This window comes from Micromonospora sp. DT81.3 (assembly GCF_049847225.1).
GTDB lineage: Bacteria > Actinomycetota > Actinomycetes > Actinomycetales > Microbacteriaceae > Microbacterium.
In genome coordinates, this window is record NZ_JBNCNY010000007.1 from 1 (window position 1) to 13,251 (window position 13,251).

Genomic DNA, 13,251 nt, shown 5'->3' on the forward strand with positions numbered 1-13,251 from the left:
GACCAATCATGCCGGGCCCGGCAGGCTGTCACCGCCCAGCATGCTCACTGGACGGCCACGAAGAAAGTAACGGGGGGGTCAGTCGGTGCCGGCGTCGTACATGGCCGAGTCGGATGCCGCTTCGATGGCGTCCTCGAGGGCCTCGGCATCCGCATCCTGCGGGGCACCGGAGCCCAGGATCTCGAGGGCTTCGCCCTCCGTCACGCTGCCGACCAGTGCCGCGGTGGCACCGCCGATGATGCCCTGCGCGGCATACTGCTCGAGTCGCGCACGGGAGTCCGCGATGTCGAGGTTGCGCATGGTGAGCTGGCCGATGCGGTCGGTGGGACCGAAGGCGGCGTCGCCGACGCGCTCCATGGAGAGCTTCTCGGGCGAGTAGGACAGCGACGGTCCGGAGGTGTCGAGGATCGTGTAGTCGTCGCCGCGGCGCAGCCGCACGGTGACCGACCCCGTCACCGATGACCCGACCCACTTGTCGATCGATTCGCGCAGCATGAGCGCCTGCGGGTCCAGCCATCGGCCCTCGTACATCAGGCGTCCGAGCCGCCGGCCCTCGGCGTGGTAGTTCGCGACGGTGTCTTCGTTGTGGATGCCGTTCAGCAGCCGCTCGTACGCGATGTGCAGCAGCGCCATGCCGGGTGCCTCGTAGATGCCCCGGCTCTTCGCCTCGATGATTCGGTTCTCGATCTGGTCGCTCATGCCGAGGCCGTGGCGGCCGCCGATCTCGTTGGCCTTTCGCACCAGGGCGACCGCATCGCCGAACTCGTCGCCGTCGATCGCCACAGGGCGGCCCTCGAAGAAGGTGACGGTGACGTCCTCGGTCGGCACCTCGACGGAGGAATCCCAGAACCGCACGCCCATGATCGGCTCGACGGTCTCGAGCGAGACGTTCAGGTGCTCGAGCGTCTTCGCCTCGTGGGTGGCGCCCCAGATGTTGGCGTCGGTCGAATAGGCCTTCTCGGCGGAGTCCCGATAGGGGAATCCGTGCTCGACGAGCCACTGGCTCATCTCGCTCCGGCCGCCCAGCTGCGTGACGAAGTCGGCGTCGAGCCACGGCTTGTAGATGCGCAGGCGCGGGTTGGCGAGCAGGCCGTAGCGGTAGAACCGCTCGATGTCGTTGCCCTTGTAGGTGGAGCCGTCGCCCCAGATGTCGACGCCGTCCTCCTTCATGGCACGCACGAGAAGCGTGCCGGTGACGGCACGGCCCAGCGGCGTCGTGTTGAAGTAGGTCTTGCCGCCCGAGCGGATGTGGAAGGCGCCGCACGCGAGGGCGACGAGCCCCTCTTCGACGAGCGCCGCCTTGCAGTCCACCAGGCGTGAGAGTTCGGCGCCGTACTCCAGCGCGCGATCGGGCACGGCATCGATGTCGGGCTCGTCGTACTGCCCGAGATCACCGGTGTATGTGCAGGGGACGGCGCCCTTGTCGCGCATCCACGCGACGGCGACCGAGGTGTCGAGACCCCCAGAGAAGGCGATGCCGACGCGTTCGCCGACGGGCAGGGAAGTAAGGACCTTCGACATGCCCCAAGTCTAGTGAGGGGCGGATGCGGCCCCTCACTGGGCTCCGCCGTGAGCGCCGGGCTCCGCGGCGCGCGTAATGAGGCCTCTGCGCTCCGTCACATCGTGGCGAATTCGGCCTTGACGCGCTCGTGCCGCCAGCGGCCGGCCCAGATGACGAAGAACCCGAAGACGATGATGCCGACGGCGATCGCGATCACGTAGACGACGACGCTTCCGAAGCCGCCAGGACCGTTCGGGTCGAGGAATGGATACGGGTACCACCACGCGTTGCCGGTCGCCGGGGCGATGATGAGGTTCGCCCGCACGAGCGTGTAGAGGACCCACACGATCGGGTAGGCGACGATGATCCAGACCGCGCGCCACGGCAGCGCCCGGCGCTTGGGCGCGAAGAAGAGATCCACGAGCAGCACGAGCGGGATGACGACGTGCAGCACCTCGTTCGACCAGGGCACCGTGACGCCCTGCGGCAATTCGACGTTGCGCAGCAGCGTGTTGTAGACCACGCCGGTCACGAGCATGTAGGTGGTCGTGCAGGCGAGCAGGATGGCGAACCACCGGGGCTCGGTGTCCTCGTCTCGGCCCTTCGTCCACGCCCAGACGGCGCCGATGGCGAGCGTCACGACGGCGAGCACGTTGGACTGGATCGTGAAGAAGCTCAGGAAGTTGGCGATCACGGTCGGCAGGTGGGAGCCGTAGTCCGTGCTGCTCGCCAGCGCGTTCTGCACGCTCCGCGCCATCTGGGCGATGATCGCCGCAAGGCCGAGGAGGGCGCCGGCGGCGCGGAAGAAGGCATAACCCATGGCGAGACCCTTCGTGGATTACTCGCCAGACTAGCGACAGGGATCGCGTCGACGGCCGGATGCCGCGCCGACGGTCAGGGATACGATGCGTCGCCGCCGCCCGCCGAGCGGATGCCGCGCCGACGCCCGAGGACGGGATGCCGCGCCGGCTTCACTCGGGAAGGAGCACGTCCACTCCGGCCGCGAGGTCCCGCAGCAAGGCGGACGCGTCCCGCTCGCGGACAAGGCTCGCCGCCTGTCCCGCCCACAGCGACAGCAAGTCCGTGCGACCGAGCTCGGCGGCGCGCGCCCGGAACAGCCCCGTGAGCCAGTTCTGCAGCGGGAAGGGCGCCGGATCTGTGATCTCGCGAGTGGCACGGTTCGGGATGCCGCGCGCCAGCCGGCCGCTCATCGCCCGGGTCAGCACGGTCTCCGCGGCCGCGCTCGAGCGCAGCGCGTCGCGGTGGGCCCCCGAGGTGCCGCTCTGCTCCGTCGCGAGGAAGGCGGTGCCGATCATCGCCCCCGACGCACCGAGCACCAGCGCCGCCGCGACTCCGCGGGCGTCGGCGATGCCGCCCGCGGCGATCACCGGCACATCGATCGCGTCGACGACCTGCGGCACGAGGGCGAAGGTGCCCACCAGCGACTCCTCGGCCGGGCGCAGGAACGACACGCGATGGCCGCCCGCCTCCATGCCGCTCGCGACGACGGCATCCACTCCTCCGCGTGCGAGCGCGACGGCTTCGTCGACCGTCGTCGCCGTGCCGATCACGCGGATGCCGCGGGCGTGGCACGCGTCGACCGTCGCGGCGTCGGGCACGCCGAAGACAACGCTCAGCACGGCGGGGCGCGCTTCGAGCACGGCGTCCAGCTGCTCGTCGAACGCGGGCAGATAGGCGGCGGGAGCCTCGGAAGGCGGTGTCATGCCGACCTCGGCGAACAGGGGGGCCAGTCGCTCCGCGGCGGCACCGAACCGGTCCCAAGAGAACGCGGAGCCCGGTTCCTCCTCGCCGGGCCCGCGGTGCGGCAGCCACAGGTTCAGCGCGAACGGCCGGGTGGTGGCATTCCGCAGCTCCGCCGCCGTGCCGAGAATGCGCTCGCGACCGTATCCATAGAGGCCGTAGGACCCGAGTCCGCCCCCGTTGCTCACGGCGGCGGTCAGCGCGATGCTCGACGCTCCGCCGAACGCTCCGAGCACGATCGGCAGGTCGATCCCGAGCATCCGGGTCAAGGCCGTTTCGCGCCATCGGGAGGACATGCGTCCCAGTCAAGCACTCGGCCGGCTGATGGGCATCCCCGGCCGCATCGGGGCCGCCCGATAGGATGGGGTGTACCGTCGGATCCTTCCCGAGGAGTGAATATGCCCGCCATCGTCATCGTCGGAGTGCAATGGGGGGACGAGGGCAAGGGCAAGGCCACCGACCTGCTGGGTGACCGCACCGACTGGGTCGTGAAGTTCAACGGCGGCAACAATGCCGGCCACACCGTCGTCATCGGCGACGAGAAGTACGCCCTGCACCTGCTGCCCTCCGGCATCCTCTCCCCCGGTGTGACGCCGGTGATCGGCAACGGCGTCGTCATCGACCTCGAAGTGCTCTTCGCGGAGCTCGAGGCGCTGCACGCCCGCGGCGTGGACACCTCTCGGCTCAAGGTGAGCGCCAACGCGCATCTGATCACGCAGTACCACCGCGTGCTCGACCGGGTGACCGAGCGCTTCCTCGGCAAGCGGCAGATCGGCACGACCGGGCGCGGCATCGGGCCCTCGTACGCCGACAAGATCAACCGCGTCGGCATCCGCGTGCAGGATCTCTTCGACGAGAACATCCTGCGCCAGAAGGTCGACGGCGCCCTCGACCAGAAGAACCACCTGCTCGTCAAGGTGTTCAACCGCCGCGCGATCACCGTCGACGAGGTCGTCGAAGAACTGCTGGCCTATGCCGAGCGCCTGCGGCCCATGGTCGCCGACACCGGCCTGCTGCTCAACGACGCCCTGGACGCGGGCGACGTGGTGGTGTTCGAGGGCGGTCAGGCGACGATGCTGGATGTCGATCACGGCACGTATCCGTTCGTCACCTCGTCCTCGGCTACGAGCGGCGGCGCGGCGACCGGATCCGGCGTCGCCCCGAACCGACTCGATCGCATCGTCGGCATCGTCAAGGCGTACACGACCCGTGTCGGGGCCGGGCCCTTCCCGACGGAGCTGTTCGACGAGCAGGGCGAGTGGCTGCGCTCGCGCGGCTTCGAGTTCGGGACGACGACCGGCCGCCCCCGCCGCGTCGGCTGGTACGACGCACCGATGACCCGCTACGCCACCCGTGTGAACGGCATCACCGATCTCGTGCTGACCAAGCTCGACATCCTCACGGGACTCGACGAGATCCCGGTCTGCGTCGCCTACGACGTCGACGGCACGCGCTTCGATGAGGTGCCCGTCAACCAGACGGACTTCCACCACGCACGGCCCATCCTCGAGAGTTTCCCCGGCTGGAAGCAGGACATCTCCGGGGCGCGCACGTTCGAGGACCTGCCGCTCGAGGCCCAGGACTATGTGCTCGCGCTCGAGGAGATGAGCGGAACCCGCATCTCCGTCATCGGTGTCGGTGCCTCTCGTGACGCGGTGATCGTGCGCCACGATCTGATCGACTGATGCCCCTCCCCATCCGGTTGGTGAGCTTGTCGAACCACCGAGACCGGACCGTGCGACGAGGTCTGGGACCGACACTGCCGGACGAGGGACGCTGATGCGGTTCTGGACCGGCGGCTACACCGCCGACATGGGAGGCGGCGCGGACGGTGTGGGCACGCTGCTCGCGGGATCGATGCACGACGCGTCCGCCGGCGGCCCACTGACCTACGAAGGCGCCGCGGCACCCGCGCCTTCGCCGTCGTGGCTGGCCCGGCATCCCTCCGCCGACGTCGTCTACGCCGCGCTGGAGGGGATCGGAAAGGTCGCCGCCTTCACGCGCACCGGCGAGGCGGCCCTCGCCAGGCTGGGACCTGCCGTCGAGGTCGGCGAGAACGTGTGCCACATCGCCGTCTCACCCGACGGGGGCTCGCTGATCGCGAGCTGCTACGGCGACGGGCGCGTCGTGCGCGTGTCGCTGGATGCCGCGGGCACGCCGTCGAACCCGGTCGCGGGCGCGCCCGCCGCGAATCCGTACGCCCTGCCCGGCGAGGACATGCCGGCGAACTTCGTCCTCGGTGAGGCGTCGGCGCCCGCGGATGACGGGGCCGTGCTTCTGCGTGACTTCCGCGCGTCGCTCGCGGCGGCCGAGGAGGGCCGCTCAGTGGAGGAACCGGCCGCGCCTGCGGCGGCTCCCCAGGGAGCGGGGCGGGTCTCGCACGCCCACTCCGCCGCCTTCCTTCCCGACGGCCGCGTCGCCACGACGGATCTCGGCTTCGATCTGGTGCGCATCTGGAGGCCGACGGCATCCGGACTGCGCCCCGATCACGAGATCGTGCTGCCGAGCGGAAGCGGGCCACGGCACATGGTGGTGCATCCGAGCGGTCACCTGCACGTCGTGACGGAGTACTCGTGCGAGGTCTTCACGCTCGGTCGCAACCGCGAGGGCCGCTGGGTTCTGCTGGGCGGCGCGTCGCTCGCGGCGATGGCCGGCGACACCGCCGCGGAGCTCGCGTCCTCGCGCGATGGCGACTTCCTCTACGCGGGGCTGAGGGGCAGCAACACGATCGCCACTGTGCGGGTGCGCGGTGCGGGCGAGACCGTGGAGCCGGTCGCCCTCGTCGAATCGGGCGTGGACTGGCCCCGGCATCACATCATCCAGCGCGACACCCTGCTCGTCGCCGGGCAGCGCTCGAACGACGTGACGTCGCTCACCCTCGACCTCCGCACCGGTGTGCCGGGTCGCGTGCGGTACCGTGCCGAGGCGCCTTCGCCGACGATGCTGCTGCCGGTCGGCTGAGCCGATCCCCGCCTCGCGGCTGGGCCGATCCCCGTCTCGCGGCTGAGCCGATCCCCGCCTCGCGGCTGAGCCGATCCCCGCCTCGCGGCTGGGCCGATCCCCGTCTCGCGGCTGAACCGGTCCCCGCGCCGCGGATATGCGCTCGGGGCTAGATCTTGGCGTCCTGCCGCGGCAGGAACACCTGTTTGATGATCAGGAGTATCGACGCGGTCACCGGGATCGCGATCAGGGCGCCGAGCAGGCCGAGCAGGGTGCCGCCGATGAGCGCGCCGATGACGACCAGCGAACCCGGGATCTCGATGGCCTTGCTCATCACCTTGGGGGTGAGCACGTAAGCCTCGATCTGGATGTAGATCAGGTAGCAGATCGCGAAGATCAGGGCCGAGAGCGGGCTCGTGAACAGAGCGAGGATCGTCGCGGTGATCCAGTAGAGCACCGGCCCGACGAGCGGGATGATCGTGATGCAGAACGCGAGCACGCCCATCAGCAGCGGGAACGGCAGTTGGAGCACGAGGTGCAGCGTGAAGGCGATCACCGAGTTGCAGAACGCCAGGATCACCATGCCCATCAGGTAGCCGCCGACCGACTCGGTGATCTGATCGATCATCGAGCGCGCCTTCGGGCGGTTGCGGGCCGCCGCGAACTGGACGAACGACGCCTTGATCCCCGAGAGCGACAGCACGAAGTAGAGGGTCAGCACGACGACGATGAGCCCGCCGGATATGGCAGTCGCGATGCCCGCCCCGATCTTCAGGGCACCACCTCCGATGGCGGCGATGTTCGCCGGATCGGTGAGGAACTTCTCGGCGTCGGTCACCAGTGACGACAGGCCCGTGCCGAAGATCCCCTCCAGCCAAGCGAAGAAGTCCGAATCCTGGAAGTTCTTCACCGTCTGGGGGAAGTCATCGATGAATGAGGTGATCTGGTCGACCAGCGTGGGGACGACCAGCCACAGCAGGCCGATGACGATGACGGCGAAGACGAAGAAGATGATCAGCACGGCCAGGCCGCGCTTGACGTTGTGCCGCTCGAGGAATTTGATCACGGGGTCAAGCCCCAGCGCGGCGAACATCGCGAACGCGATGTAGATGAAGATCGTCGACAGGTTGATGAAGGCCGCCCCGATCGCCAGCGCCCCGAGCCCACCGAGTGTCAGCAGGAAGCCGACTCCGAACGGGCTGTCGAGCCTCGCCCAGAACCGCGAGATCGGCGGTTCGGGATAAGTGGACACAGCGCCCGGTCCGCCTGTCGTGAGGGGCGCCACGGGAGATGCGGGGGCCAGATCGGTGCCGGCGGCCGGCGAGGCTGCGAGTGGAACGGAAGAGGGGGTGCCATCGCTCATGGTCACACTGTAGGCCCGGCGCTCGATCGCGGTCGCCACCCGATCTCCATGAAAGTGAACGCGCCGCGGGGCGATATCGTCGAACGAGGAGGACCGATGAACGATTCCGAGGACCCCACCGCGACTCTGCAGCGGCTGCGCGGCAGCATCGACAACATCGACGCCACGCTGGTCTACCTGCTTGCCGAGCGCTTCAAGTGCACGAAGGAGGTCGGCGAGCTCAAGGCGAAGCACGGGATGCCGGCATCCGACCCCGCGCGGGAGGAGCAGCAGCTCGCGCGGCTGCGTGCCCTCGCCCTGGATGCCGAACTCGACCCGGAGTTCGCCCAGAAGTGGTTCACTTTCGTCGTCGCCGAAGTCATCCGTCACCACGTGGCCGCCGCGGAGACGACCGAGCCCCTCTAGCATTCGAAGATGGCCAACGAACTGCGCATCGGCACCCTCCTCGAATCGGAAGACGCGGCACCGTCGCACGTGCTCGCCGCCAAGCTGAACCGGCATACCTTCTGGTGCGGGCAGAGCGGGTCCGGCAAGACCTACGCCCTGGGGGTGCTGCTCGAGCAGGTGCTGCTGCACACTCAGCTCCCGCTCGTCATCCTCGACCCCAACTCGGACTTCGTGCGGCTCGGCGAGATCAGGAAGGATGCGCCCGCGGCCGAAGCGGTGGAGCTGGCCAAGCGAGACATCCGCGTCTTCCGCCCATCGGGAGCGGGCGGGGAGCCGCTGCACGTCCAGTTCCTGAGGATGCCGGTGCGCTCGCGCGCCGCGATCCTCCAGGTCGATCCGCTGAACGACGCCGAGGACTTCAATGCGATGCTGCGCCTCGAAGCGGAGCTGACCGCCCTGCAGCCGTCGGGTCGACTGCCCGAGTCATTCGGCCACGGGCAGCTCGTCGCGTTCCTCAAGGGCTCGGACGACCCGATTCGCCGTCGGCTCGCGATGCGCCTCGAGAACCTCGGCGTCGCCGATTGGGAGCTCTGGGCGTGGGGTCACCGCAACGTCATCGAAGACATCGAGGAGCGGCCGGACGCGACCGTGATCGACCTCGGCGGCTTCCCGACCCAGGCCGAGTCGCGGTCCGCCGCGCTCGCCGTGCTCGATCACCTCTGGGACAACCGTGAGCAGCGCATCGGGCGGCTCATCGTCATCGACGAGGCGCACAATCTGTGCACCCCGGAACCCAGCACGCCGGTGCAGCGGCTGCTCACCGAACGGATCGTGCAGATCGCCGCCGAGGGTCGGAAGTACGGACTATGGCTCCTGCTTTCGACGCAGCGGCCGTCGAAGGTGCACCCGAACGCGCTGTCGCAGTGCGACAACCTCGCCCTGATGCGGATGAGCTCCCCCCGTGACCTCGACGAGCTCGGCGACGTGTTCGGCTACGCTCCCGAGTCGCTCCTCGGGCGCAGCCCGGGCTTCGCCCAGGGTCAGGCGCTCTTCGCGGGGGGCTTCGTCGACCAGGCGAGCCTGGTGCAGATGGGGTCGAGGCTGACGCACGAGGGCGGCAGCGACGTGAAGGTGCCGCTGCGCTGAGCCGTCCGGCCGCCGCGGCATCCCACCCCTCACGTACTTCGGAGGATGCAGCGAACTTCGGAGGATTCCGAGGGAACCCCCCGAAGTCCGTGACATTCTCCGAAGTTGGTGCACCGATAGGGCGGCGGAGCGAGTGAATCAGGGCGACCGATCGCGCCGGAGCAACGGCGGTCAGGGAGTGGTTCGACGCAGCGTGAGGTAGGAGATACCGGCGAGCGCCGCCGTGAGCAGGAGCGCCCACGCCGACAGGCCGAGGGTGCCCTGCTCGCCGAACCACGCGAACACCTGCGCCCAGGCGTCCAGGTTGCCGATGATCCACATGGCGCCGACGAGGAGGGCGCCGATTCCGATCAGGATCGCCGTCAGAACGAAGGTGCCCCACCGCTTGAAGATCGTGGCCGCCCAGAATCCGATCACGAAGAACAGCATCCCGATGACGAACCACGTGAACCAGGCAGCCCACCACCCGTCCGCCCACATGGCCTCGATGTAGAAGTAGTAGCCGTTGAGGCCCCAGCCGTTCGTGGCCTGCTCGAGGAACCCGCCGACGATGAAGAGGGCCGCCAGGATGCCGGAGGCCAGCGCTGCCGTCGCGAGCGTGCCGAGGTAGAACTCGCGCCTCGTCACGCTCATCGCCTGGGAGAACGGGAAGGTGGCGGACATCGCCAGCACACCGAGCGCGAGGAAGTACCAGTAGGTGGACTGCGCCGCCCCGCCGTACTTCGCGCCTTCGTAGGGAATGAAGGAGAAGATGATCAGCGTCAGGGCGAGGGAGCCGCCCAGTATGAGCAGCGGCACCCAGACGAAGGTCTGGCGGTTGATCAGCTGCATGCGGACGACGTTGAGCGTGCGGGTCATCGCAGCGCCTCCTTCGTGTCGGTGCCATCGGATCTGACGGCGGCCGCCGCGGCCTCGCCGCCGGCGTGCTGCGTGGTGCGGACGATGAGCTGCTGGAGGGAGACGGGCGCCACATCGAGCCCCGCCTCGGTCAGCCGGGCGCGGTCGGCGCTCGACAGGGCGCCGAGCACCGTCACTGACGAGACCCGTCCCATGCTCTCGCGATGGATGACCTCGCGGCCGGCCACGAAGGCGTCGACCGCCGCCGTGTCGCCCACGATGTTGGCGGCGCGGTCGCGGATGGCGTCGGTCTGCTCGTCGATGATGATGCGCCCGCGGTCGATGACGAGCACGCGCTCGATGAGGTTGGAGACTTCGTCGATCAGGTGCGACGACAGGATGACCGTGCGCGGGTGCTCCGCGTAGTCCGCCAGCAGGCGGTCGTAGAAGATCTGCCGTGCGACCGCGTCGAGCCCGAGGTACGGCTCGTCGAAGAACGTGATCTCGGCGCGCGAGGCGATGCCGATGATGACACCGACGGCGGAGAGCTGTCCACGTGAGAGCTTCTTGATGCGCCGGTTGAGGGGCAGTTGGAAGTCGGCGACGAGCCGGTCCGCCAGTGCCTGATCCCAATGAGGGAAGAACAGGGATGCGGCGCGGAGCGCATGCGACGGCTTGGCGTCGTCGGGGTACTTCTGACTCTCCCGCACGAAGCACATGCGCGAGAGCACGTGTGCGTTCTCGTACGGATTCTGGCCGAAGACGCGCACCTCGCCGCTCGTTGCGAAGTTCTGGGCGGTGAGGATCGACATGACCGTGGTCTTGCCGGCGCCGTTGCGGCCGAGCAGGCCGTAGATCGTGTCCTTCTCGATGGTGAAGCTCACGTCATCCACAGCCGTGGTCTCGCGATAGCGCTTCGTCAATCCGTTCACCTCGATGACGCTCGTCATGATGAGGTCCCTTCTGTGGCGGGGGATTCCGCGGTCTGGGGTTTCCGCCCGCGGATGAGGGTGGCCAGCTCGTCCGCGTCGAGCGCGAGCTTGCGCGCCTCGAGCAGGAGCGGGTCGATGAAACGGGCGGCGAACGCTTCGCGGCGCTCCGCGAGGAGGGAGTCGCGGGCGCCTGGGGCGACGAACATGCCGACGCCACGGCGCTTGTAGAGGATGCCTTTGTCGACCAGCATGCCGATGCCTTTCGCTGCCGTCGCCGGGTTGATGCGGTAGAACGCGGCAAGTTCGTTCGTCGACGGGGCCTGCCCGTCTTCGGGGAGCGCCCCGTCGATGATCGAGTCCTCGACCTGCTCCGCGATCTGGAGGAAGAGCGCTCTGCCTTCTTCGATCACGCGCGGGCCTCCCCCCTGTACTGGTTACTTACTTAACCAACTAACCACAGAACCAAGGGGACGTCAACTGCCGGATGCCGAGGTTTCGCGTTCGCGCGGAACGTGCTCTTTGGGCGTCCCATGGACGACGGGGAGGACGCGCGAGCGGACGGCCTGGGCGAGCCGAGCGGGACGCTCGAGCGGAGCGGCTAGGGAGACGTCGGGGGCTTCGTGCCCCGGCTGGGGACCGGCCAGGGGTTCGCCGGACCCGAACCGCCGGGTCGCGGCGGGGCGGCCCATGGCTTGGGGGGCGGCGCCGGCGCCGCGCGGGGAGCGGAGGGCGTCTGGTCGGCAGACCCCGCGGGGTTCGCCGGGTCGACGGCGCCCGTCGTCAGCTCGAGCGCCACCTTCTTCTCGAGGACCTCGACCGCCTCATCCGAGAGCGAGATCAGCCCATCGAGCTCCTGACGCACCCGGCGGTACGCGAGCTGCCGTTCGGCCGGAGTCGCCGCTTCGTCGATCGCCACGCTGAGCAGCTGCTTCGCCGTGTCGAGGCGCCGGCGCTCCGCCTCGGTGAACGTCGAGTCACGCAGGCGCCGCGCATCCTTCTCCGCGACGTCGAAGGCCACCTCGTAGTCGTTCACCGCCTCCCGGTACTCGGCGAGGGACGCCGCGTCGATCTTCACGCGGGCGGACACGGGCCGCAGCCGATCGGCCACCTTCTTCGCGCGGAGGAACGCGGCGGTGAGGGGCTGCCGGCCATCGCTCATCGCGGGGAAGGCGATGAGCTTGGCGACATCCAGTTCGTACGTCAGCCACCGCTGCGTGACCTCGTCGTGTGCGTCCATGAGCCGCTGCAGCCGTGTGACCTGCGATTCGACCTCCGGCTTGCCTCGGAGCCCGATCGGTCCGGTCGTTGCCCGTGCGGCGGCCTGCGCCGCCTTGTACTCGCTCTTCGCGTGCAGGATCTCAATACGCCGCTTGTGCCGCCGATCGAGGGCCTTCTGCCAGGCGCGCCCGACACCGCCGGCGACCCCCATCAAGGGAAAGATCAGCCACCAGAACCCGCCGATGAACTGCCAGAACGGCTCCACACCCTCATGCTATCCGCGTGGAACCGACCGACGCGCGTCCTGTTCCGCGACTCCGAAGGCCGCCTCCAGGGCGTGGACCGCATCCCGGTAGGTCGCGAACTCCACCGTGGTCACGCGTGCGCGCGCCGAAGCGGGGCGCAGGCGGGATGCCTCCGCGCGGCGCACGAGGAAGGCCGCGGTGCTCGGATGCCGGGCGTCGGTCATCTGCGGGAAGGCGATGAGCTTCGCGACATCCGTCTCGTAGTCGAGCCAGCGTGCCGTCACGGCGTCGTGCCGGGTCATCAGCGCGGCGAGCGGAGCGGCAGAGGGATCCCGCGTCGCGGCGGCCATGCGCGCACGCGCCGCACTCACGGCCATGCGCTTGGCACGAAGGGTCGTCACCGCGGCTCGCTGCGCGCGCCTGGCGGCCTGCAGCTCGCGGTGCGCCTCGGGCGCGGAGAGGAAGCCGGGCAGCCACGTTCCGGTCTCCGCCTGTGCGGTCAGCATCCGGGCGTGCGCGGCACGAGCTTCCGCGCGCGCCACCACGATCGCCGCATGGGCCGCGGTCACCTCCCGCCGTGCTGCGTCGACTTCGAGGCGGCGCTGGCGGCGACGTCCGGCGGTCAAGGCGCTGTAGGAGGCGACACCGAGCCCGACGGTGGCGGGGGCTGCCCACCACCAGGCCTCGAACAGCGCGAAGACCGGCTCCATACCGACATGGTAACCGCGCGCGTTGCGCCGTGCCGGGGTTCGGGCAAGTGCTCAGGAAGTCGCCGACGCGGCCGTCGTCAGCCGAAGAGCAGGGCGAAGACCGTCGCTCCGCCGCCGACGAGCACGAGTGAAGCGATGACCACCCAGGCCACCACCCGGATGCGCTTCTGGCGGGCGTCGGAGTATACGGATTCGTCTTCGTCCATCACCC

Annotated in this window: 14 protein-coding genes; 4 read left to right on the top strand and 10 right to left on the bottom strand. The window is 69.2% G+C overall.

The features are described 5' to 3' along the window. Positions 1-78: 78 nt before the first annotated feature. The 3 genes from argG to ACPW96_RS15805 form a co-directional block, all read right to left on the bottom strand. Positions 79-1,521, bottom strand: a complete 1,443-nt coding sequence (argG, locus tag ACPW96_RS15795) for an argininosuccinate synthase (protein WP_425884220.1) — start codon at positions 1,519-1,521, stop codon at positions 79-81. Positions 1,522-1,616: 95 nt separating this feature from the next. Continuing rightward, positions 1,617-2,321, bottom strand: a complete 705-nt coding sequence (locus tag ACPW96_RS15800) for a Pr6Pr family membrane protein (protein ID WP_425884222.1) — start codon at positions 2,319-2,321, stop codon at positions 1,617-1,619. Positions 2,322-2,472: 151 nt separating this feature from the next. Further along, entirely contained in the window at positions 2,473-3,558 is a 1,086-nt protein-coding gene (locus ACPW96_RS15805) for an NAD(P)H-dependent flavin oxidoreductase (protein ID WP_425884223.1), read from the bottom strand. 102 nt (positions 3,559-3,660) lie between these two features. Here ACPW96_RS15805 and ACPW96_RS15810 point away from each other — a divergent pair, with 102 nt between their 5' ends. Further along, positions 3,661-4,947 (top strand): adenylosuccinate synthase, encoded by a 1,287-nt coding sequence (locus ACPW96_RS15810; protein ID WP_425822133.1) that lies wholly within the window; start codon positions 3,661-3,663, stop codon positions 4,945-4,947. 94 nt (positions 4,948-5,041) lie between these two features. After that, positions 5,042-6,223: a lactonase family protein gene (locus ACPW96_RS15815; RefSeq protein ID WP_425884224.1), complete on the top strand. Its 1,182-nt coding sequence runs from the start codon at positions 5,042-5,044 to the stop codon at positions 6,221-6,223. 148 nt (positions 6,224-6,371) lie between these two features. Here ACPW96_RS15815 and ACPW96_RS15820 read toward each other — a convergent pair whose 3' ends face one another. After that, the gene (locus tag ACPW96_RS15820; protein WP_425822129.1) at positions 6,372-7,565 is read right to left on the bottom strand and encodes an AI-2E family transporter; all 1,194 of its coding nucleotides are present in this window, start codon (positions 7,563-7,565) and stop codon (positions 6,372-6,374) included. Between the two features lie 96 nt (positions 7,566-7,661). Here ACPW96_RS15820 and ACPW96_RS15825 point away from each other — a divergent pair, with 96 nt between their 5' ends. Both ACPW96_RS15825 and ACPW96_RS15830 read left to right on the top strand, forming a co-directional pair. Beyond that, positions 7,662-7,970 carry a chorismate mutase gene (locus ACPW96_RS15825; RefSeq protein ID WP_425822127.1) on the top strand — a complete coding sequence of 103 codons (309 nt, stop codon included), beginning with the start codon at positions 7,662-7,664 and terminating at the stop codon, positions 7,968-7,970. Positions 7,971-7,979: 9 nt separating this feature from the next. Continuing rightward, a complete protein-coding gene (locus ACPW96_RS15830) occupies positions 7,980-9,098 on the top strand; it encodes an ATP-binding protein (RefSeq protein ID WP_425822125.1) in 1,119 nt (372 codons plus the stop codon). A gap of 171 nt (positions 9,099-9,269) precedes the next feature. On the opposite strand, the gene ACPW96_RS15835 is transcribed toward ACPW96_RS15830, so the two are convergent. From ACPW96_RS15835 to ACPW96_RS15860, 6 genes are all read right to left on the bottom strand, one after another. Next, entirely contained in the window at positions 9,270-9,956 is a 687-nt protein-coding gene (locus ACPW96_RS15835; RefSeq protein WP_425822123.1) for a hypothetical protein, read from the bottom strand. Next, on the bottom strand, positions 9,953-10,885 hold the full coding sequence (locus tag ACPW96_RS15840; RefSeq protein ID WP_425884226.1) for an ABC transporter ATP-binding protein: 933 nt from the start codon (positions 10,883-10,885) through the stop codon (positions 9,953-9,955). Before ACPW96_RS15840 ends, ACPW96_RS15835 begins: the two co-directional genes overlap by 4 nt. Continuing rightward, positions 10,882-11,277: a GntR family transcriptional regulator gene (locus tag ACPW96_RS15845; RefSeq protein ID WP_425884228.1), complete on the bottom strand. Its 396-nt coding sequence runs from the start codon at positions 11,275-11,277 to the stop codon at positions 10,882-10,884. Before ACPW96_RS15845 ends, ACPW96_RS15840 begins: the two co-directional genes overlap by 4 nt. Before the next feature lie 188 nt (positions 11,278-11,465). After that, on the bottom strand, positions 11,466-12,350 hold the full coding sequence (locus ACPW96_RS15850; protein ID WP_425884230.1) for a hypothetical protein: 885 nt from the start codon (positions 12,348-12,350) through the stop codon (positions 11,466-11,468). Positions 12,351-12,359: 9 nt separating this feature from the next. Further along, positions 12,360-13,040, bottom strand: coding sequence for a hypothetical protein (locus ACPW96_RS15855; RefSeq protein WP_425822115.1), 681 nt, complete (start codon positions 13,038-13,040; stop codon positions 12,360-12,362). Between the two features lie 77 nt (positions 13,041-13,117). Continuing rightward, positions 13,118-13,249 carry a hypothetical protein gene (locus tag ACPW96_RS15860; RefSeq protein WP_425822338.1) on the bottom strand — a complete coding sequence of 44 codons (132 nt, stop codon included), beginning with the start codon at positions 13,247-13,249 and terminating at the stop codon, positions 13,118-13,120. Positions 13,250-13,251: the final 2 nt, after the last annotated feature.

Coding starts and splice junctions, on each gene's coding strand:
- argG (WP_425884220.1), bottom strand. CDS start 1,521: ATGTCGAAGGTCCTTACTTCCCTGCCCGTCGGCGAACGCGTCGGCATC.
- ACPW96_RS15800 (WP_425884222.1), bottom strand. CDS start 2,321: ATGGGTTATGCCTTCTTCCGCGCCGCCGGCGCCCTCCTCGGCCTTGCG.
- ACPW96_RS15805 (WP_425884223.1), bottom strand. CDS start 3,558: ATGTCCTCCCGATGGCGCGAAACGGCCTTGACCCGGATGCTCGGGATC.
- ACPW96_RS15810 (WP_425822133.1), top strand. CDS start 3,661: ATGCCCGCCATCGTCATCGTCGGAGTGCAATGGGGGGACGAGGGCAAG.
- ACPW96_RS15815 (WP_425884224.1), top strand. CDS start 5,042: ATGCGGTTCTGGACCGGCGGCTACACCGCCGACATGGGAGGCGGCGCG.
- ACPW96_RS15820 (WP_425822129.1), bottom strand. CDS start 7,565: ATGAGCGATGGCACCCCCTCTTCCGTTCCACTCGCAGCCTCGCCGGCC.
- ACPW96_RS15825 (WP_425822127.1), top strand. CDS start 7,662: ATGAACGATTCCGAGGACCCCACCGCGACTCTGCAGCGGCTGCGCGGC.
- ACPW96_RS15830 (WP_425822125.1), top strand. CDS start 7,980: ATGGCCAACGAACTGCGCATCGGCACCCTCCTCGAATCGGAAGACGCG.
- ACPW96_RS15835 (WP_425822123.1), bottom strand. CDS start 9,956: ATGACCCGCACGCTCAACGTCGTCCGCATGCAGCTGATCAACCGCCAG.
- ACPW96_RS15840 (WP_425884226.1), bottom strand. CDS start 10,885: ATGACGAGCGTCATCGAGGTGAACGGATTGACGAAGCGCTATCGCGAG.
- ACPW96_RS15855 (WP_425822115.1), bottom strand. CDS start 13,040: ATGGAGCCGGTCTTCGCGCTGTTCGAGGCCTGGTGGTGGGCAGCCCCC.